Below are 23,875 nucleotides of genomic sequence, written 5' to 3'. Positions count from 1 at the left end.
CTGTAAGTTTGCTTGTTCAGGTTTTAGGAAAATAGTTAAGGTTTAAAATTCTATTTGGTCTAGAACTTGATTAAGTTGATTTTGATCGAGTTCAGCCAATGAAAAATCAGAGGGTGTATAACCTCCCGCTTCGGACGAACAGCAGTGATTAATAAGCTTATTTAAAGCTTCTTTAAAGTCCATTGCTAAGTTTTCTATCGTGGTGTGATGATGAAAGTTTTTGCTGTATGTCCAGTTAAATTTTAGTTTTCCTTGAATAATTAATCCATTAATTTCTAACAAATAAGGTCTGGTTTGTTTTGAACTACGAGCTTGACCGCTTGATTCCGAGGCTACACCCATCATAGAAGATGATAACATTTTATCAAATTGTCCCAGATAGTTAAAACAGATTTCAGCTTTAGAATTGGGAATTTTTGATTCTGAAGCAGCCAGATAGCGTAAAATTCCATAGCCCATTCCCGAGTTAGGAACTTGACGAAGTTGTTCTTTAATTGTTTTTATTGATTCTCCTAAATCTATTGTATTTAATTCTAATAGGATCGGGAAAATAGATGTAAACCATCCGACTGTTCGAGAAAGGTTGAGATCATTTAGCAGAGATTCTCTACCATGATTTTCTAAATCAACTAACAGGGACTTTTGACCTGTCCAGGTAGATATCGTTTGTGTCAATGCCGTTAGCAAAATATCATTAATCTGAGTATTATAAGCCGATGGAATATCTTTAAGCAAGGCTTTTGTTTTTTCCAAGCTGAGAGATATTGTAACTGTTTCTGATGCTTGAACCGTGTTTTCTCCCCGACAGCAATCTACAGGTAATGAATCAGTATCTTGAGTTATAACAGTTAACCAATAATTTCGATCTTGTTGAATTAACTCTGAGTTTGCATATTCTTGCAAAGCTTCAGACCATTGTTTTAGGGAGGTCGTTTTTAATGAAAGGTCTATTTTTTGATGAGTGTCTAGTTGTTTATAGATCGTTTGAAAATCTTCTAATAAAATTCGCCAAGATAAACCATCGACAGCTAAATGATGAATAACAAACAGCAGGCGATAACCCCGATCACATCCTAAATTTAACAGCGCAACTCTAACCAAGCTGCCAGTTAACAGGTTCAGACTTTTATGAACTTCATTGACGGTGAATTCAAGAGCTTGGTTTTGTTCGGGTTCTGGGAGATTAGATAAATCAAAGTAGATTAACGGTATCTCGGAGTTGGGGTAAGCTATTGTTTGTTTCCAGCCTAATTCTGTTTGCTCAAACTGAAGACGTAGTGCATCATGGTGAATTAATAACTGCTGAACTGTTTTTTCTAGAATAGCAATATCAAGACTTTGTTTAACTTCAATCAAAATCGCCTGATTAAAGTGAGAAATATCTTGCTTATGATTTTCAAAAAACCAATGTTGAATTGGAGTTAGAGGAACTGAACCTGTTATTAATCCTTGTTCGCTATTGATAGCTTTCTCTACAGTAGCCATTGCAGCTAATTCCGCTATTGTTTGATATTGAAAAATTTGTTTAGGTGTAAGCTGAATTCCTGCTTTACTGGCTTTACTAATAATCTGAATTGCCAAAATAGAATCTCCTCCGATCTCAAAGAAATTATCGTGAATTCCTATCCGCTCAACTTGAAGAATTTCCGACCAAATTTCAGCCAGCTTAATTTCAATTTCAGTTTGAGGATTGACCAATTCTGATTGAGATTCCAATTGAAGAATTTCTCGTTGGGATAAAGCTCGATAGTCCACTTTTCCATTGGAAGTCAGGGGAAGTGATTCTATGGGTACAAAAAGAGCAGGAATCATATAGTCCGGTAACTTTTCGGTAAGAAAAGCTCGAAGTTGAGAGAGGATGCTTAAAGATTGATTTTGAATAGCTTCTGAGTTTTTATCGAGAACTACATAAGCAATAAGGCGTTTGTTTCCTCGTTGATTATCTGTAATTACAGCTACATCTTGAACCGATGAATGTTGGGTTAATACGGCTTCTATTTCTCCTAATTCTATCCGAAAACCTCTAACTTTAACTTGATTATCCAAACGACCTAAATATTCAAGCGTTCCATCCTGTTTATATCGCACTAAATCCCCAGTTTTGTACAAACGATGGGATGTTATTTGAGGATTAAAAGGATTGGGAATAAATTTTTCGGCAGTTAAATCGGGTCGATTTAGATAACCTCTAGCCAGACCGTCACCCCCGATGTAGAGTTCACCAGGAACTCCTGTAGGTACTGGATGAAGATAGCGATCTAGTACATAAATTTGAGTATTAGAAATGGGATAACCAATGGGTACTGATTGACTAATTTGACCAACATTTGTCATGGAGTAACAGCAGGAAAATGTTGTGCTTTCTGTCGGGCCATACCCATTAATAAGTTTACAATCAGGAAATTGTTTTAATAGTTTATTAACATGAACTACCGATAAAACATCACCACCCGCCAAGAGTTGACGAACATTTTTAAAACTTTGAAGCTGTTCATCAACCATGAGATGAAATAACCCTGCTGTTAGCCAGAGTGTAGTTATATTATATTGTTTAATAATTTCTCCGAGTTCATTTAAAGAAGGCTGATGATTGGGTAATATAACGATGCGTCCACCATTGAGTAAAGCTCCCCAAATTTCAAAAGTGGAAGCATCAAAAGGAAGAGGTGCAGCTTGAAGAAAAATTTCTTCAGTATTAAAGTTCACATAATTATTTTCTTTAACAAGTCTAACCACTCCTCGATGAGGAATACACACCCCTTTTGGCTTCCCTGTGGAACCGGAAGTATACATAACATAAGCTAAGTTTTCTGCTGTTACTTGATGAATGGGATTGTTTGAGCTTTCTTGGCTCAGGATTTGCCAATCAGTCTCTAGGTTTAAAATAGGAATATTTAAAGCTGGAAAATGAGTGCTGTTTGGGTCAGTAATTATTGCATAAACTTGAGTATCTTCTAAGATAAATTCTAGGCGTTCTTGAGGATAGTTTTTTTCGAGAACAACATAGGCTGCTCCCGCTTTTAAAATTCCTAAAATACTCACAAACGTCTCAATTGAGCGTTCCATGCAAATTCCGATTAATGTATCGGTTTTCGTGCCGATTTTTCGCAGATAGTGTGCGATTTGATTGGCTTTAATATTAAGTTCTCGATAAGTGAGTTGTTGATCGGCGTAGGTCAGAGCGATCGCATCAGGATATTGTTCAACCTGTTGTTCAAACAGTTGATGAATAGTAGCTTCTCGCGGATAATTAGTTTTCGTTTGATTCCATTCAACTAAAATTTGCTGTTTTTCATCTTGATTTAATAACGTTAATTCCGAGATTTTATGTTCAGGGTTGACGATAATAGCTTCTAATAAATTTTGAAAATGCTCTGCGAGTATGCGGATAGTATTTTGTTCAAATAAATCTGTATTATATTCAAAAGTTACGACGATATAATCATCTGTTTCTGTTAATGACAGAGTTAAATCAAATTTGGCTGTTTGGCGAGGAATATCAATAGGACTCCAACTTAAATCCGAAAAGTTTACTTCTTTAAGAGGAGCATTTTGCAGCACAAACATGATTTGAAATAAAGGTGTGTAACTTAAAGATCGAGAAATTTTTAATTCTTCTAGTAACTGTTCAAAAGGTAAATATTGGTGTGCATAGGCTTCTAACGAGACTTGACGAACTCGCTGCAATAATTCCTCAAAGGTTGGGTTTCCTGATAAATCGGCTCGCAGAGCTAATGTATTTACAAAAAAGCCAATTAATTTTTCAATTTCGGATCTGTTACGATTGGCAATTGGAGAGCCAATAATAAGATCTTCATTGCCTGTATAGCGATGAATTAATGTGTAAAATGCAGTAAGTAAAGTTATAAAAAGGGTACTTCCTGACTGCTGACTGAGGATTTTTAAACCTTCTAATAATTGCTGGGATATCTTAAAAGTGTAACTGGCACCTCGAACAGTTTGAATGGCTGGACGAATGCGATCGGTCGGTAGCTGTGAAAGTGTAGGTGCATCCTGCAATTTTTGTCGCCAATAAGAAAGCTGATTTTCTAAAAGTTCACCCTTTAACCATTGTCGCTGCCAACTGGCAAAGTCAACATATTGAATGGGTAATTCTTCTAAAGGAGAAGGTTCTTGATTTAGAAAAGCTTGATACAGTGTTGAGAGTTCATGTAACAATACACCCATTGACCAACCATCAGAAATAATATGATGGAAAGCTAGGAGTAATATATGTTCTTGTTCCTTCAGGCGCAGCAACTTAATACGAAATAATGGACTAGAACCAAGATCAAAGTGTTGTTGGGTTTCTGCAAATAAAAATTGCTCAGTTGTTGCTTGTTTCTTAGTTTCAGACAACTGACTTAAATCAATAATCGGTAAGTCTAATTCACAAGTTTCTGAAATAGAAAGTTGGGGTTTTCCATCAATAGTGTGAAAAGCAGTTCTTAAGACTTCATGGCGATGAATCACTTCTGAAAAAGTTTGCTCGAGAATTGTAATGTTTAAAGTTCCCTGTAAACGAATAGCTACAGGAATATTATAAAAAGGATTGTTCGGTTCAAACTGTGATAAAAACCATTGTCGTTGTTGAGCGAAAGACAGAGGTAAATTGTTAGAACGAGATATTGGCTGAATGGGCGAAATGGAGAGTTTTAAACGATTCTGCGTTAAAATCTCTACTTCTTGAGCCAGTTCATAAATTGTAGGAAAATCGAATAAATAACGCAAAGGAAACTCGATTTTAAAGATTTGTCTAATCTGGGAAACTACACGAGTTGCTAATAGGGAATGTCCGCCCAATTCAAAAAAGTTTTCATTAATTCCTATTCCCTGGAAGTTTAAAATATTTTCCCAAATTCCGACTAAAATTTCTTCAACTGGTGTTTGAGGTTTAATGCTGTTATTTGTGGTAGTAAGTTGATACTCAATGGCTGCTAAAGCACGACGATCTATTTTTCCATTGGGAGTTAAAGGAAAGGCTTCTAACTCTACAAATGCGGAAGGTATCATGTATTTGGGTAATTTTTCATCAAGAAAAAGACGCAATGCTTGATTATTAATATATTCTTGTTTTGGTGACTGTTGAGTTATATTTTCACGAATAAAGTAAACAACTAAACGCTGTTCGCCAGCTTGATCAGAGTTGACGATAGCTACCGCTTTTTTGACCTTTGGATACTCGTGTAATGCCGCTTCAATTTCACCCAGTTCAATCCGAAAACCTCTAATTTTAACTTGATCATCTGACCGTCCTAAGTATTCAATATTTCCATCGGGTAAATACCGCACTAAATCTCCTGTTTTATAGAGACGTTCTTGAGTTTTATTTTTACTAAAAGGATTGGGAATGAATTTTTCTGAGGTTAATTGAGGACGGTTTAAGTAACCCCTAGCCACACCTAGACCTGCAATATAAAGTTCACCTTGAACACCAATTGGAACAGGTTGTAGGTGAGAATCTAGGACATAAAATTGAGTATTAGCCAGGGGACGACCAATTGAAACATAAGTAGATTTTTCGGGATAAATACAACTTAAATCTAATTGATAAATAGCTGACCAAATAGTTGTCTCTGTTGGGCCATAAAGATTCCAAATTTGTTCAGAATTTTGTAAAAGTTGTTGGGCAAGATGATGATCGAGTGCTTCACCTCCGCAAAGAATTTTGAGATTTTTGCTTCCCGTCCATCCAGCAGCTATTAACATTCGCCAAGTTGCAGGTGTGGCTTGCATTAGTGTTGGATTGAAAATGCTTAATTTTTCATGCAATGCAACACCATCTTTAGCAATTTCACGACTGATAATTATTAAACGAGCGCCTACAATTATAGGTAAATATAATTCTAATGCTGCGATATCAAACGAAAGTGTTGTTACTGAAAATACAATATCTTCTGCTAATAAACCCGGTTTTTGACGCATTGCTATTAAGAAGTTTGTTAAGCTGTTATGGCAAATTTCTACACCTTTAGGCTGACCTGTAGAACCAGAAGTATAAATCACATAGGCTAAATTTTGAGGTGAAATTTGAGAGTCAATATTTTCGGAATTCTGTTGTGCGATCGCTTCCCATTGCTCATCTAAATAAATAACTTTATCTGTTTTGCCGTTGTGATTGAAAAGGTTAGATTGAGTTAATAATAGTGAAATCTTAGCATCTTCTATTATGAAAATTAGACGTTCTTTAGGATAGGCAGGATCAAGAGGAACATAAGCAGCACCGACTTTCATAACGGCTAAAAGTGCGATGAGCATCTCACAAGAACGCTCTAAACAAATCCCAATTAATTGTTCAGATTTTACACCCTGTTTATGTAAGTAATGTGCAAGCTGATTTGCTTTGTAATTGAGGGTTTGATAGGTTAATTGTTGATGTTCGTCAGCAACCGCAACAGCATCGGGCGTTTGTTTAACTTGTGCTTCAAATAATTGATGAATAGCGGCTTGATGAGAAATTTCTGTTTCTGTTTTATTCCATTCAATCAGAAGTTTATGCTGTTCAGTCGGTGATAATAAGGATAACTCAAACAATCGCGCTTGAGGATTACTAATTAATTCTAATAGTAATATTTTAAAATGTTTTAAAATCTGCTTAATTTTTTCAGGAATAAAACGACTTTTGTTGTAATCTATCCTTAATAAGAGTTCAGAATTGGGTAAAACAAACAACGCTAGAGGATAATTTGTCTTTTCAAAACCCCAAGCTTGACTGATGTTTAAGCTGCTGTTTGATTGATTTAATACTGTATCGAGAGAAATGGGATAATTTTCAAAGACTAGCAAGCTTTCAAATAGCGATGTTCCTGTAGGAACTTCACTACATTTTTGAATATCTATCAAAGAACTATAAGCATATTGCTCTCGTTCTATTTGTTGAGTTTGTAGGGTTTGCAACCAGGAAATTAATTGCATTTTGGGAGAAACTTTTACCCGTACAGGCAGAGTATTAATAAACAGCCCAACTATAGATTCTACTCCCGGTAAAGTGGGAGGACGACCTGATACTGTTGCACCAAATACAACATCAGATTCTCCACTGTAACGACTGAGAAGTAATGCCCAAGCCCCTTGAATAACGGTATTTAGAGTCAAGTGATGTTGCTGACAAAATGACTGTATATTAATTGTTTCTACGCTGGAAAATTGGAGATATTCTTGAGCATGAACATCTTCCTTATTTTGATAATATTCTACTGTTAACGCCGTTGGAGTAGTAAAGCCCTTAAGATTTTCATGCCAAAATTTTTCTGCTTTTGAGAGGTCTTGCTGTTGCAGCCAACTAATATATTCTCGATAAGGACGCGAGGGTATAAGCGATAAGGTTTGACCTTGCTTAAACGCTTCATAAAGTGCTAAAACTTCTTTGATGATCAAACCATTACACCAACCATCCATCAGTAGATGATGATGGCTCCAAACAAATTGATAAGTGCTTTCTTGTAGTTTAAATAAGGCACAACGCATTAAGGGAGCTTGATCCAGTTGAAAATCTTTTTCTCGATCTGAAATGAAAAAAGATTGTAATTTATTCTCTTGTTCGTTTGGCGTTAAATTTTGCCAGTCTTCTTCAATAAAAGGTAAGTTAACTTGTGAATAAACGACTTGCAATGGCTTCTCTAATTCTTCCCAATAGAAAGCTGTACGCAACACGGGATATCGAGTTATAACCTGTTGCCAAGCTTGCTTAAATGCTTGTGTATTTAGTTTTCCAGAAATTAAACAACTCCGCTGCTCAAAATATACACCCGAACTGGGATTATACAGGGTGTGAAAGAGCATTCCCTGTTGCATGGGAGAAAGTTCGTATATATCAACGATATCTTGTTTAGACATAGAAATTAATTTTGAATAAACTACAGGTTAATTTGGTTGAATGTTAGTTAATTTTTTTTTTTGAGTTTTGTTAGCAATTTATCAAGTTGTTTTTGATTGATACGGGCGGAGGAAAAGTCTGATGGTGTATAAGCCTCGGCTTCTGGAGTGGAAGCATAAGTAATTATAGCTTTTATTGCAGTAATAAAATGATTAGCCCAATATTCAATAGTTTCTCGTTTATGAATATTTTGACTATATATCCAATTCAGTTGCAGTTTATTTTGACTCACAAATCCATTGATTTCTAACAGATAACGGCGAATTTGCTCGGGAGAACGGTTGAACTGACTTGACTCGGATATATCCAATGTAAAAAATTCTGATTTTACCGGATTAATTTGACCGAGATAGTTAAAAATAACAGAAGCTTGAGGAGCCGCTTTTAATTGAGAACGCACAGTTTTATCTGGGCTGAGATATCGCATAATCCCATAATTCATACCATGATTAGGAATACGATTAAGTTGTTCTTTTATACACTTAAGAGCCTCTCCTGTATTGTGAATTGTTCCTAACTCTAGCACAACTGGAAAAATGGCACTAAACCAACCGACTGTGCGTGATATATTGATGTTTTCAAATAATTGTTCTTCTCTTCCGTGTCCTTCTAAGTCAATTAAAAGCGAGCGTAAACCCGTCCACTGAGCAAAGCTTTGAACGATGGCTGTTAACAATATATCATTAATTTGTGTCTTGAGTATTTTCGGGATTTCTTCTAAAACTAGCTGAGTTTCATTTATATCTAAACTCACGCAGACTTTAGCTGTTGAACCGACTGTATTGGCTGAATTTTCTACAGGGAAATCAACAGGTATTGAATTAATTGATTTTTGGGACTGAGCTAACCAGTAGTTCAATTCAGAGGTCACTTTTCCAGATTCACTATAAGAAATCAAGCCAGTTGACCAATCTTGATAAGAGCTTGTTTTAGCGGGGAGTTTGATTTTTTCTTGGTGGCTCAGTTGTTTGTAAGCTAGTGCAAAATCTTCAAGAATAATTCGCCAAGATACTCCATCAACAGCAAGGTGATGAATTATGAACAGCAAACGATCAAGTTGATTATTTCCAAGTTTAAACAAAGCAGCTTTAACAAGTTTATAGGAAATATTTAAACTTTTTTGTAAACGCTCTGAAGCGGTTTTATAGGCTTCTATTTTTTGATTTTCTGTTAATTCTGATAAATCAATGTAGCTGGCTGGAATAGTTTCTTCAGGAGATGAATAAAACTGTTTGTAGTCTGTATTATCCTGTTTAAATCTCAATCGTAAACTATCATGCTGTACGAGAAGTTGCTGAATAGATTGTTCAAGATCTTGAAAGTTGATATCCGGTGAAACTTCCAAAACAACAGACTGGTTATAGTGATGCAGATGTAAAAGTTTTTGTTCAAAAAACCAATGTTGAATGGGTGTCAAAGCAACGGAACCTGTTGCTAAACCCTGTTCAGTTTTTAGAGGTTTATTTGAGGTTGCAATAGCCGCTAATTCAGCAATGGTTTGATACTGAAATATCTGTCTAGGCGTTAGTTTTAAGCCTGCTTGAGTTGCTTTAGATATAATTGAAATGCTTTGGATAGAATCGCCTCCCAATTCAAAGAAGTTATCATAAATTCCAATGTTTTCTTTTCCTAAAACATCTCTCCAAATTTCCGTTAAGATTTTCTCGTTAGGGGTACTCGGAGCCACAGAAGAAGATGTTTTTATCACTTCCTCTACTTTAGGTAAGGCTTTAAGGTCTACTTTACCATTTGGAGTTAGTGGAAAGGCAGATAGGATAATAAAAGCATTTGGAATCATATAATGGGGAAGTTTATTTTTGAGAAAATGATGCAGTTTATTTTGTATTTCTAAGCTATAATCTTGAATTTCAGAGTGAAGTATGGTGTAAGCAACTAGGCGCTGATTAGCGGAATTTTCTTGAACTGTAACTCTTGCTTCTTGAACTTCTGGATGTTGAGTTAATACGGCTTCTATCTCGCCCAATTCGATGCGAAATCCTCTAATTTTTACTTGATGATCGAGTCGTCCTAAATATTCTATATTACCATCGGTGAGATATCGTGCTAAATCTCCAGTTTTATACAGACGGTCTTGAGTTTTATATCTATTAAAAGGATTAGGAATAAATTTTTCTGCTGTTAAGTCTGGTCGATTTAAGTAACCTCTAGCTACACCTAAACCTCCTATATAGAGTTCACCGGGGACACCAATTGGAACTGGTTGTAAATATCGATCTAAGATATAAATTTGAGTGTTTGCAATCGGACGACCAATGGAAACTGCACCCGAAAGAGAAGCCTGGGTTGGAACTTCATAAACACAACATCCAACCACTGTTTCTGTCGGCCCATATTCATTAATTAATCTCGTTTTTGGAGTGTTTTTACGCCAGAAAGAAAGATTCTCAGCTAACAAAGCATCTCCACCGATAATTAAAGAGTTTATTTGACTAAGTTTTGATTGCTGCGACAGAAGTTGGCTTAATATCCCTAGATGAGCCGGAGTGACTTTAACCAAGCTGAATTGAGCCTCCGAACTTAAAGCTGCACTCAAAGCTTCAATTTCTTGATTTTCTGATAAAATAAATATAGTTTTTCCAACTAATAAAGGACAGAATAAACTGGTAATTGTGGCATCAAATCCGATTGAAGAATGTAGCGGAGATCCCTCTCCATTAACGAAATCATATTCTTGAATTGCCCAGTTTAAATAATTAATAAGCCCTTGATGGGTTAACAGAGTTCCTTTGGGTTTTCCTGTTGAACCCGATGTGTAAATAACATAGGCTAAATTGTGTATGGTTCCTGAATTTGTAGGATTAGAATCAATTTCACAATCAATAATATTCCAGTTTTCTTTAATATTTAAAATGGGAGTAGATGGGATATGCTTTACTATCTCTGAATTTAACTTTTCAGTGGTTAATACCATAGCAACTTGTGCATCAGAGAGCATAAAGCCTAACCGCTCTGAAGGATAGTTAAGATCGAGTGGAACATAGGCACCACCTGCTTTAAGAACTGCCAAAATCGCAATCAGTAACTCGGGTGAACGTGGGATACATATTCCGACTAAAACTTCGGGCTTAACTCCTTTTTTTTGAAGATAATGTGCAAGTTTATTCGCTTTGATATTAAGTTTTTTATAAGTTATAATTGTTTCATTTTTAAAATTTTCATCATAATTAAAACGAATAGCAACCGCATCGGGTTCTTGTTGAACTTGATTTTCAAATAGATGATGAACACAGGTATTAATATAATTAGCTTGAGTTTTATTCCACTCTGTTAACAATTGATGTTGTTCAGTAAGAGTTAGAATTGATAAATTAGAAAGTAGGACCTGTGGGTTAGCAATAATTTCTGATAAGAGCATCTGAAAATGCCCAAGCATTCGTGCAATCGTGTCTTGTTTAAATAGGTCGGTACTATATTCTATAACGACTAAAATTTCTGATTCTCGCTCAATTAAATGCCAAGTGATATCAAACTTAGTTGATTCCGGGTCGATCCAAAATTGACCGATTTGTAAGTTGGGTAATTGTAATTCAGGGCTGGATGAATTTTGAAACTGATAAGCCTCATTTTGAAACTGAAACATCACCTGAAACAAAGGATTATGACTGAGATTGCGTTCCGGTTGAAGTTCTTCTACTAACTTTGAAAAAGGTAGATCTTGATGTTTATATGCTCCAGAAGTAACCTCTCGAACTCGCTTTAAAACATCTTCAAAAGACGGATTTCCTGACAAGTCAGTTCGTAAAACTAGAGTATTAACAAAAAAACCAATTAGGCTTTCTGTTTCCTGCCTATTTCGATTGGCAATGGGAGAACCGATGACAATATCATCTTGGTTACTATATCGATGTAATAATATTTTAAAAGCTGCAAGTAAGGTCATAAATAAAGTAACCCCTTGCTGACGACTCAGTGCTTTTAAAGCTGTGGTTAGTTCCTTAGAAAGTGTTAAGGACTGAGTTTTTCCTCGAAAACTCTGAGTTACAGGTCGAGGATAATCTGTCGGTAAATTTAGCGTTGTTAAATTTTTAAGTTGCTGTTTCCAGTAAGTTAACTGTGTTTTTAATTCTTCTCCACTCAGCCATTGCTGTTGCCAAATTGCAAAGTCTACATATTGAATGTTTAGTTCGGGTAATGGTGAGGGTTTTTGTTCAGAGAAGGCTTTGTAAATTGCAGAAAATTCCTTCAGTAAAACTCCTCTTGACCATCCATCTGCAATAATATGATGTAAGGTCAAAAGCAAGATAAATTGAGTTTCACTGATTTTTAATAACGTTACTCTAATTAATTGATATTGATTGAGATTAAAAGGTCTTTTTGCTTCTTGTTTTGCCAGCCGTTTGACTTCACTATCACGGTGGTTTTCCGATAATATTTGCAAATCAATGATCGGAATATCTAGAGTAAAATGAGATGAAATTGTTTGCTGAGGTTGATTATTCTCGATACTGTTAAAAGTAGTTCTTAAACTTTCATGGCGGCGAACAACTTCATTCAGAGTTTGTACAAGAATAGCAAGATTGAGATGCCCGTTAAGATGCCAAGCAACTGGAATATTATATGCTGAAGTTTCTGGATCTAACTGATGGATAAACCAAAGCCTTTGCTGTGCAAATGACAAGGGAAGGTTATCTTCTGTTTTCCGTTTTGGAATTGTCAGTGAATTGAATTGCTGCTTTCTGTTTTTAAGTTGTTGCTCAAGTAACAGGCGTTTCTCAGGTGAAAGATTTGCAATTCTTTTTGTTAATTCATCCAATCTTTGATTATTGTTTGTCATAGCTCAAATTGAAGGTTTGGGAGTTGTTCGGCGATGATTCTAAACTAATGTTTTTTGGCTCAATTGAACTGCGTGGTATTTTTCTCGCAATTGTTTCAAGTAAATAAGGCTTTCCATGACAGATTTATAACTCGGAACAAAGTCAATTAAACAGGCGATTTCATTGATACCTGCTTGCTCTATTTGCTGAAGAAAAGGAAGACAACTGGTTGGAGTTCCGATCAGAGATCGCCCTTTCATAAACCCTTCTACTCCAAATAAGAGTAAGCTATCGAGATCATCTTCCGAGAAAGTCTTGAGGCTAACATTTAACCCCATACTTTTAGCTAAGTTATCTAACAAATCATAGTGGGTTTTGAGATAATCACAAAAGGGTTGCCTGACTTGTTCTTTGACTTCGTTTAAACTTTCTCCTAAAAAAGTATGAATCATTAAAGTTACTTTTTTTTCCTCGGGATTATGACCTTTTTTGGCTAAAGCTTCTCGATAAAGTTTTATTTTTGGAACAATACTTTCTAAAGTTCCACCGAGTAAAGAGGTGAGAACATTAGCACCCATTTTTCCCGCTTCTATAAACGTTTCTGGAGATTGACAAGTAATCCAAATTGGAAGTTTTTGCTGAATTGGTTTTGGTAAAGTTTTGACCTGAACTGTTCTACCACTTGCATCTTGATAGTCTACAGCTTCCCCTTGCCAAAGTTGCTGAATTGCTTTAATTCCTCGCCACATATTTGCTTTACGATTTGCATGATTTTCACGAGAAAGAATGAATTCATCCATCGTCCAACCGGAGGCAAAAGCAATCCCAACTCGACCATTTGAAAGGTTATCAACAACTCCCCATTCTTCTACAATTCGCACGGGATGATGTAAGGGTACAACAACACTACCTGCTCGTAATTGAATTCTTTCTGTGACCATTGCAAGGGCAGCATTTGTTAAGGAAGGATTCGGATAAAGTCCGCCAAAAGCATGAAAGTGTCGCTCGGGTGTCCACAGCGCCGAAAAACCATTTTGATCGGCAAATTTGGCACTGTCAATAAGTAACTGATACTTATTAGGTTGTGCAACCGATCCATCTCCATCAAAATAAAATAAACTAAAATCCATGTTCATCTCCAAATTAATTGTTATTTCTTGGTTGGTGTTATTAGCTACAGAGTGAGCAATTATGTTTTGTCATCATCTTCCTGTAAGTTACCCTGAATTGATAGCACAGATTCAACCTCCTCCGATGATAAATTTTCGATTTCCTCTAAGAGTTTTTTGATTTCCGGATCATCCGTTTGTTTTGATTTATTTTCCTCAATAATTTTAGCAATCCCGGCAACAGTGGGTGATTCAAATAAAAACTCTCGCATCGGGATATCTATTTGAAATTCTTCTCGCAAACGAGAAATAATTTGAATTGCTAGTAATGAATGGCCGCCCAACTCAAAAAAGTTATCATAAATTCCTACCTTCTCTATCCCTAATAAATTTTCCATTGCATTTGCAACTATTTTTTCAATCTCATTACGAGGTTCAGTATAGGATGTTTTCAGATGGGGTCGAGCATGATTAGAGGTTAAATGTTCCGTTTTAGTTGAGTGTGAAGTGTCTAAGTTTTCCGAGGTTTTGAGTAGAATTGATTGCTCAATTCTAGCGTGTAAATCTCTCGGTGAAACTGCTATTTGAGAAATAATATCCTGTGATATAATTCGCTGGGATACTTGCCAAGCTTCATTGGGTGTTATTGCTAAATCAATCAATGCCGAACCTGTTTTCTGAGAGCTTGATTCTTCCTCAAATTGACAGGCATCCCAGTTGATACTAATCCAGGGCGTTGAACCTGTTTTATTTTGTTGGCTAGCAAAAGCATCCATAAATAGGTTGGCGGCTGTATATGCACCAAATCCAACGCCTCCTACGATTGAAGATAGAGAAGATTGTAGCAGATAAAAATCAAGTTTTCTTCCCTCAAAAATTTGGGCTAGTGTCATTAATCCTCGAACTTTCATTTGGAACTGATGATGACATTCTTCGAGGTCTAAATCTTGAATTGGACAGCTTGACCTATCTCCCATTGTTCCAGCATGAATTACCCCATTAATTTGACCGAATTTTTCATAGGCTTGAGTGACAATTGACTGCATTTTTGTTTCATCTGCTAAGTCAGCACTGAAGAATAAAAATTCTGCTCCCGATGTTTCTAACGCTTGCAGTTTGCGAATACATTGACTGATATTATCTTGCTGACCATGTGAGATTAACCACTGTTCCCATTGATGTTTTTCTGGTAAGGTTGAACGACCGATTAAAATCAGTTTTGCTTCTAATTCTTGAGTTAAATACTGTGCATAAACTAACCCTAATCCTTCTACTAAATCTCCTGCAATTAAGTATACGCCATTTTTGATAAATCGTGTTTCTTTTGCATAATGTTCGGGTAATAACACGGATTCAAATGTTTGTATCCATCGATATCGATCTCGATAAGCCACGACTGGCTCTGTTGAATTTGGTTGCAATTCCGCTATCAATTGATCGATCACTTGTGCAAATAAATCAGAATTTTTGCCAACAGCAACATCGATATTTTTGCAGGTAATATGGGGATATTCTTGCGGAATAACTTTGCATAATCCGAGTTGTGTTACTTGAGCAGGATTCAAAGGTTCTGTACCGAGTACATCGTGAATATTAGTTGTAACTGTTGTCAGTTTTACAGGGGTATCAATGTTTTGTTGAGTAATTGCTTGAACTAAAGCGAGTAAGCTATAGAAACCTTTATTTTGATAAGATTCAAAATCAATTTCTAAAGTAGAATTGAAATGATCTGCTGATTCTGTTCCCCAAAAATGAAGTATCTCATTAGGAACAAAGTTGTTTTGTTTCAGGATTTTTATTAAATATTGATAGTCATCAAATTTTTCAGGATTGATCTCAAATAAAGTCTCAGTAAGTTGAATAAACTTTTCTCCAATCCTGACTTCAGCTACAACTTGATTTTCTGCTGTTAAGCGTTGAACAATTTTTTCACCTAATCCAATTTCATCCACAAAAATCAACCAACATTTACGTTCTGTATTATATGAAAGCTTAGGAAGGGTTGAACGTTTCCAAGAAGGAACATAAAACCATTCAGCTAAATTAGACTTTTTCTGCGGTTCTTGAGGTTTTTCTTGATAATTATTAGTTTCAGCTTGAGGTTCTATCCAATAATATTGTCGTTCAAAAGGATAAGTGGGTAAGGGTACGCGCTGGCGTCGTTCATTCGCATAAAATGCCGACCAATTAACTTCTATTCCCGATAGCCAAAGTTGTCCTAAAGTTTCTAAAATATGAGCATGATCTGACTGTTTATCTTGGGGATGACGCAAGGAGGTTAAGGCATTTATATCAGCTTGATGCTGTTTGGCAAATATAGTCAATGTCCGTCCAGGCCCAATTTCCAACAATAGAGGATTTGGCTTTTGCAATACCTGTTTAATTCCCTCAGAAAACTGCACCGTTTTTCTTAAGTGTTGAACCCAATATTCTGGTTTCGTTGCTTCAGTTGCAGTCAGCCAAGTTCCTGTTACATTCGATATGACGGGAATTTCAGGAGGATTTAGGTTAATCTTGGTAACTATCTGTTTAAATTCGTCTAAAATTGGTTCCATTAAAGGAGAATGAAAAGCATGAGATGTATGTAAACGACGATAGGTAATATTTTGTTGAATCAAAACTTGCTCGAAGGTTTTAATCGCAGTGTTTGAACCGGACACAACACATAAATCGGGAGAATTAATCGTTGCAATTACTAATTCTTTGGGAAGAATAGATGTAATTTTTTCCGGTGTTGAAGAAACCGAAAGCATAGCCCCAGACGGACAGGTTTGCATCAGTTTTCCTCGGGTTGCAACTAAGGCTAAAGCATCTTCTAAAGAAAACACACCCGCCAAAGTTGCAGCAACGTATTCTCCAATACTATGACCAATCATTGCTTGAGGTTTTACGCCCCAACTTATCCACAACTTAGCCAAAGCATATTCTATTATAAATAGTGCGGGTTGTGCATAGGCTGTTTCATTAATTAAGCTATTTTCTGGATGCTGTTTAGGATAGATTATTTCTCTTATATCTCGCTCTAAATGGGGTTTTATAAGTTCACTACACCGATCAATTACTTGTCTAAAAATCGGTTCTGTTTCATAGAGTTCTAACGCCATATTAATATATTGACTCCCTTGACCAGAGAACATAAACACATGGGTTTGGGGGCTATGTTGATAGAATTTGGTTAATAATTTTGGGGATTCATTTTCAGATGTTTCTAAGGTTTCAATAGCATCTTTTAACTCTTTACAGACTAACATTCGGCGATATTCGTGATGTTTTCTTCCGGTTTGTAAAGTATAAGCTACATCTGCTAAGTTTAAATTTGAATGCTGTTTAAGATGGGTTGCAAGTTGAGTTGTTGCTGTTTCTAAAGCTGATGGTGTTTTGGCAGAAAGTAAGAGCAATTTCCAAGGACGAGAATTGCTAGAAATTTCGACTTGAGGAGCTTCTTCAAGGATGATATGAGCATTCGTTCCTCCCATACCAAAAGAACTGACTCCAGCACGGCGAGGGCTGCCATTTTTTTGCCAGTTTGACAGTTGAGTATTGACATAAAATGCACTGTCAGCAAAGTTAATTTGAGGGTTAGGATTCTCAAAGTTTAAACTGGGGGGAATTTGCTTATTTTTGAGGGCTAATGTCGCTTTAATTAATCCTACAATTCCTGCGGCTGCATCTAAATGTCCGATGTTGCTTTTAACTGAACCTATAGCACAATATTTCTTATTACTTTTACCAAAAACTTTTGTCAAAGCAGAAATTTCAATCGGATCGCCTAATGCTGTTCCCGTACCATGCGTTTCTATATAATTAATGGTCTCAGGTTCTACATCGGCTTTGGCAATTGCGGTTGCAATAACTTCGGCTTGACCCGTTACACTAGGAGCCGTTAAACCCACTTTTTGAGAACCATCATTATTAATGGCTGAACCTCGAATAACGGCATAAATTTGATCGCCATCTTCCAAGGCTTTACTCAGCCGTTTTAAGACAACAATACCCACTCCATTTCCGAAAACTGTTCCTTTCGCATTCGCATCAAAAGCGCGACAATAACCATCAGGAGAAGCAATTCCGTCTTCTTTATAAAGATAACCTGACTTTCTAGCGGAATTAACTGTAACTCCACCTGCTAAGGCAATATCACATTCTTGTTTCAGTAAACTTTGACAAGCAATATGAACACTCACTAATGAGGTCGAACATCCGGTTTGAATTCCACAACTCGGGCCTTTTAAGTTTAACTTATAAGAAACTCTAGTGGGCATTAAACCCATAACATTACTGATGACAAACTGCACCGAGTCTACCGATTTTCTTAAAGCAGTATTGCTGTAAAGATTAATGATGTAATTGTTTAATGCCGAACCTCCATAAACCCCTACTTTACCCGAATAGCGTTCGGGGTCATAGCCTGCATTTTCTAAGGCTTCCCAGGCACATTCTAGAAAAATTCTATGTTGAGGATCGATCAGTTCTGCTTCTCGGGGAGAGTAACCAAAAAATGCGGCATCAAAGTATTCAATATTGTCAAAACTCGCATAAGCTTTGACATAGTTTTGAGCATTAATTTCATCTGAACTCACACCAGATGAAACCAATTCTTCCTCCGATAAAAATTGTATAGAGTTGACCCCATTTTTTATATTTTCCCAAAACTGATCAACGGTTTGAGCGCCTGGAAAACGACCCGCCATGCCAATAATAGCGACTCGTTCATTTTTCTCTTGTTCTACAGCTTCGAGCTTGGTTCGAGCTTCTGTTAGGGCTGCAAGTATTCGTTGAGATGAAGATAGATTATTCATGGGTTTAACCTCCTAATAATTTCTCTAAGTTTTCCAGTTCTTTTGTAATAGAATTTTCTAGATAATTTCCGGTAAGTTCTGGCCGTTCTTGCGTAACTAGACTAACATTTTCCCTGGGATTAATCAAGGGGTTAGTTGGTAGAATTTCAGTTCTAATATATTCGGCTAAATCTTTGATAGTTGGATATTCAAAAATAACAGTTGAAGGGACAGATTTTCCCAAACTATTCTCCAAACGATTTCTGAGTTCAATTATCATCAAAGAGTCCATCCCCATATCAAAAAAGCCTTGCTTTGGATCGGGAAATTGAGAGGGTTGCAGTCCTAACACTTTACCGACTTCAGCTTGCAAGTAAGAAATTAAAATAGATTCATGCTCATCAGCGGGAAGGGTGGCTAATTTTTGGATTATTTTTGAGTTTTTTGTCTGTTTTGGTTGTGCTTCTGTTGGAATAACTTCTGAGAAGAAAGGCGAAATCAATCCTTGTTGTAAAAAACGCGACCAATCTATCGGAATTACCCCAACTTGTGGGTCGGGTTGAGCGATTAATTCCTCTAAAATTTCTAGCCCTTGCTGAGGAGAAATCGTTCCTACTCCCTTGAGGCTCATGTGCTGAGTGACTTGACGTTCAGCCGCCGCTCCGACTTCAGACCAGGCACCCCAATTAATACTAAGTCCGGGTAGCCCCAACATTTGGCGGTAGTGAGCAAGCATATCTAGAAAAGTATTGGCTGCGACGTGATTCGCTTGTCCGGGTGAACCTAACAGCGAAGCCGCCGAAGAAAAGAGTACAAAATAGTCGAGAGGGATGTCTTTTGTTAACTGGTGTAAATGCCATGCACCGTGCATTTTTGGCATCATTACTCGCTCAAATTTTTCTGAGTTTAGTTGCATTAATACACTATCGTCTAAGACTCCAGCAGCATGAAAAACTCCCCGTAACACAGGTAAATTATCTAGGATATTTTGAAAAGTTTCTGTTAATTTTTCGCGGTCAGAAACGTCTACTTTAATCACAACTACTTTCGCTCCCATTGCTTCTAACTCATCCAAAGTTTGTTGAGTTTCTGAGTTGGGATGACGACGACTTAATAATACTATATTTTTCGCTCCTTTTTCAACCAACCAACGAGCAACTAACAGTCCTAATCCTCCCAAACCTCCTGTAATTAGATAAGTTCCTTCAGATAAATTTTTCCGATTTTCTTGAGTTGAGTTTGTGATGACAATTTTACCGATATGTTTGGCTTGCTGCATATATCGAAAAGCAGCAGGTGCGTTTTTAATATTAAAGACTTTGCGGGGTAGCGGTTGTAATTCTTGGGTTGTAAACTTCTGCACTATTTCTGATAAAAGTGACTGAATTAAACTGGGATTTTCTTGAGCGGTAGTCATTAAATCCACTAGGTAATAAAAGACATTTGGCTTGAGGTTTTTGACCTGAGTTAAACTCCAAATATCTCGCTTGCCAATTTCGATAAAACGTCCATTTTCTTTAAGTATTGATAAACTTTTTGGGATAAATTCTCCCGATAAAGAATTGAAAACAATATCAACTCCCTGGTTTTGAGTCTGCCGCATAATTTCATCGGCAAATTCTAACGTTCGCGAGTTCATAATGTGTTTTATACCTAATGATTTTAAAAATTTCCACTTACTATAACTTGCAGTTACAAACACTTCTGCTCCCATAGCTTGGGCGATTTTTACAGCCGCCATTCCGGTTCCACCTGCGGCAGAATGAATTAAAATTTTGTCTCCTTCGGAAATTTTTGCAAGATGATGTAAGGCATAATAAGCTGTTATGAAATTAGCGGGAATTGTAGCCGCTTCCTCAAAAGTTAAGTGAGCGGGTTTTAAAGTCACTAATTGAGCGTTAACAGTTACATATTGACTAAAACTTCCCGGCGCGAGAGCGATGACATTATCACCTATTTTGACGTGTTCTACACCCTCTCCAACTGCTACAATTTCACCCGCACATTCTACCCCAAACCAATCTCTTTCAAAGGGAAGTACACCTAATACATCCAAAACATCAATGAAGTTCAGTCCAGTTACTTTGACTTCAATTTCAACTTCTTGTGCTTTGGGTTGACGGCGAGTTGTAGGTTGTAACTTCAGATTTTCCGGTGTTCCCCGTTTGGAAATTCCCAGTTTAAAGGATTGATTTTTGGGAAGTTCTAATTGGTTAAAACTGTCGGTTTTATAGCGAGTTAATCGGGATACTTTCCGAGTATTTTTCCGGAATGTTACTTGATGTTCTGCTGTGGGATTTTTGAGTTCAGTTAACAAGCTATTGACTTGAGTTTCAAGGGATTTTTCAGGGTCTAAATCTACTTGAATGCAGTGCAGTTCTGGATGTTCTAAAGCAATGACTTTCCCCAGTCCCCATAGGGGAGAATAGGCTATTCCCGACAAATTCGTTTCTATTCCAGTGGCAACAGATCCTTTAGTAACAATTGCTAAAGATGGCGGTTCAGAATAGTTTTTAATCAGTGATTGAGTTAGGCTTAATAAGCTTTCCCAGCCTGTTTTGGAGGTTGTTGTCAATTCTTCTAAACTCAAAGCTTCGGGTGGTGAAGTCTCTAAACTCCAGAGGTAGACAACTTTTTGACAGATTATATTTTTCGCTGTTATGGTTGCAAAAAGTTGATTAAAATCATCTATTTTATTAGGATTCACTTGATAGCTTTGTTGATTTAGCTGTTGGTATTCTTGCCCTGCAAACACCAAAGTACAGGATTCTCCCTGCTCTGTCAAAAGTTGAGTAAGTTGTTGAGCCATTCCTTGGTGATCTGCAAAAATTAACCATTGCTTTGATTCTGACTGATTAAGTCGATTAACTTGAGCAGCAATCACTGCTTGTTCTAGGGGTTTATTGTAATTTTCTGTTAACTTTTTCGCTTGTTCAAACCCATTTTCTATTAACAGTGTTTGCCATTGAGAGGCAGTAATTAAAGGATAGTTTGGACGGATATTTTTATCGTTAAATTTCCACCATCCTTCTGTCAAGCCAAAGGTTAAGTCAAACCAACGTAAAGGTTGAGTTCCTTCTAACAAAATCAGCAATCCTTTAGCAACCAGTAAACGTTTAATATTATCTAAAACTTGCTGTAAATTTGAGGTTGCGTGTAGAACATTGGCAGCAATAACAATATCATATTGATGACTTTCAAAGTTCTGTACCTCCAGAGGTTTTTCTATATCTAGAACTTGATACTTCACAAAATCGTAGTTTTGAAACTTCTGTTTGGCTTTAGTGACAAACAGGGGGGAAATATCAGTATATATATATTCGGTTTGAGATTTATTCAGATAGGGGAGTAAGTAAGCAGTTGTTCCGCCTGTTCCCGCACCAATTTCAATAATTTTTATCTTTTGCTCGGGGAGAAGATTTTCTAAAACTGAACTGACTGCTTTTTGTATGATTGTATTCATTACTTTCGCACCGGGAGAATCTTGGTAGATTTGAGTCGTTAAACTTAAGTCTCCCTGGGGAAAAAGTAACTGAGTCGGATCGCAATTTCCGCGTAAAACTTCAGCCAATTGTGAACCGCAACGATGCAATAAAGTTAACTCGGCTTTGGCGTTTGGATAACGTTCTAATAATGTATTTTGCTGTACTTTCACTGGGAGTAGATTCGGCAAATTAATAACTCCCCAATACTCGTTTTCATAGGCGGCTAATATCCGATCTTCTACCAATATTTCTAGCAACCGATTTAACAGTCTTTTGTGTTGGCTGACAATTCCTAACTTTTGGAATAATTCTTCAGTTGAAAACTGTTGATTTGTTTGAAGATTACAGCCCATCTGCTGAAAAGCATTGAAAATATAAGCTGAACTCAATGACTCTAGTTCGAGTAATAATTCCTGATATTTTACTATCTCGGGTTGATTAATTAATTGAGTAAATTGGGAAGACAACCGTTGTCTGATGTCTTCGGGTTTAAGCAGATAATCCGCAGATTTTGTTGTATTTGTATGATTTTGAGATTTCCATTCAATTTGATATAGCCAATCATCAAATAAATTGGATTTATTTTTAAAGAGTAATTCAGGGCTGACAGGTTGAAGTTGTAAGCCTTCTATTGTCGCAATGAGTTTGTCATCTAAATCGGTAATCTTTAAATCGGCGACTAAGATTTGTTGATTTGAAGACTTAATTGGTCTAATTTCAGCCAAACTTTTGACTGTAAAACTAGGATTGTTATATAAGGTCAATCGTTCTAAACCTACGGGTAAATAAGCTGTTAAATGACTTTCTTTTTCGCTACTTAGACCTATATTTACACCTAAAGTTTGTAAGCATCCATCTAACAATACTGGATGAAATCTATAGTTTAAACTTTCGGCAATCAGTTTTTCTGATATTTGAATAATTCCTAGAGACTGTGACTCATTACTCCAAAGTTTACTGATAACTTTAAAGTATTCACCAAATTCTATTCCGTTCGCTTGCAACTGCTGATAATAGTTTTTTACATTTACTTGTTGTTCAAATTTATCTTGAGAATTAATAACCCGAGAGTCACTGAAACTTTCAGTTGTCAATTTTCCACTCGCATGGAGTACCCAAGAAGCCTCAGAATCAGATTCTACAGAACTAAAGATCTCAAAAGTATATGCTTGATTAGATTCAGGTATTAGAATAGTCTGTAAAATCTTATTTTCATTTTCAATCAAAGTTAAGGGTGCTTTAATACTAACGTTTTCTAAAACTAAATTTGTATTTGTAGTCAGTTTAGAGCCGGCCGCTAATACAATTTCAAGAAAACCTGCGGCAGGTAAAATAACAGTATCAAAAACACGATGATGATTCAGAAACTCCAAATTTTCTAAACTCATTAGACTTTCAAATAAAATCGCATCAGATTTAGCAAGATTGAGTTTATTTCCTAACAACTGATGTTCATTAGGTTGTCGTCTATTATTCTTAGATTGAGGTTTATTAGAAAAGGTTTCAAACCAATAACGTTGGCGTTGGAAAGGATAGGTCGGTAAAGCCACCCGTTGACGAGAATAATCTTTATCAAACCCTAACCAATTAATCTCCACTCCGGCTACATACAACTGAGATAAACTCGATAATATTGTTTGCCAATTGTCTTGTTTAGGCGTCAGACTTGCCAACCACAATTTATCACTGTTTCCCAAACAACTTTGTCCTAAACTCATTAACATTGGCTTCGGCCCGATTTCTACAAAAACATCTATTCCCAACTGGTTTAATGTCTCTATTCCAGAAGCAAATTTCACCGAATGACGGAGATGACGACACCAATATTCTGCGGTTGTTATTTCTTCGGTTG

At 36.5% G+C, this 23,875-nt stretch carries 5 protein-coding genes; all 5 read right to left on the bottom strand.

The genetic code is table 11. The features are described 5' to 3' along the window. Nucleotides 1-42: 42 nt before the first annotated feature. The gene (locus M595_RS20340; RefSeq protein WP_023068318.1) at nt 43-7,836 is read right to left on the bottom strand and encodes a non-ribosomal peptide synthetase; all 7,794 of its coding nucleotides are present in this window, start codon (nt 7,834-7,836) and stop codon (nt 43-45) included. A 47-nt stretch (nt 7,837-7,883) separates the two neighbouring features. Beyond that, complete coding sequence (locus M595_RS20335) at nt 7,884-12,671, bottom strand: non-ribosomal peptide synthetase (protein WP_023068313.1); 4,788 nt, start codon at nt 12,669-12,671, stop codon at nt 7,884-7,886. 39 nt (nt 12,672-12,710) lie between these two features. Further along, the gene (locus M595_RS20330; RefSeq protein ID WP_023068315.1) at nt 12,711-13,781 is read right to left on the bottom strand and encodes an LLM class flavin-dependent oxidoreductase; all 1,071 of its coding nucleotides are present in this window, start codon (nt 13,779-13,781) and stop codon (nt 12,711-12,713) included. Nucleotides 13,782-13,840: 59 nt separating this feature from the next. After that, nucleotides 13,841-18,559, bottom strand: a complete 4,719-nt coding sequence (locus M595_RS20325; RefSeq protein ID WP_023068316.1) for a type I polyketide synthase — start codon at nt 18,557-18,559, stop codon at nt 13,841-13,843. Between the two features lie 4 nt (nt 18,560-18,563). Next, a partial coding sequence (locus M595_RS20320) for an SDR family NAD(P)-dependent oxidoreductase (RefSeq protein WP_023068311.1) occupies nt 18,564-23,875 on the bottom strand: 5,312 nt, incomplete at its 5' end.

It is taken from the genome of Lyngbya aestuarii BL J (assembly GCF_000478195.2).
Lineage (GTDB): Bacteria > Cyanobacteriota > Cyanobacteriia > Cyanobacteriales > Microcoleaceae > Capilliphycus > Capilliphycus aestuarii.
The sequence above is the reverse complement of the archived record's forward strand: the minus strand, read 5'-3'. Positions and strand labels throughout refer to the sequence as shown.

Coding starts and splice junctions, on each gene's coding strand:
- M595_RS20340 (WP_023068318.1), bottom strand. CDS start 7,836: ATGTCTAAACAAGATATCGTTGATATATACGAACTTTCTCCCATGCAA.
- M595_RS20335 (WP_023068313.1), bottom strand. CDS start 12,671: ATGACAAACAATAATCAAAGATTGGATGAATTAACAAAAAGAATTGCA.
- M595_RS20330 (WP_023068315.1), bottom strand. CDS start 13,781: ATGGATTTTAGTTTATTTTATTTTGATGGAGATGGATCGGTTGCACAA.
- M595_RS20325 (WP_023068316.1), bottom strand. CDS start 18,559: ATGAATAATCTATCTTCATCTCAACGAATACTTGCAGCCCTAACAGAA.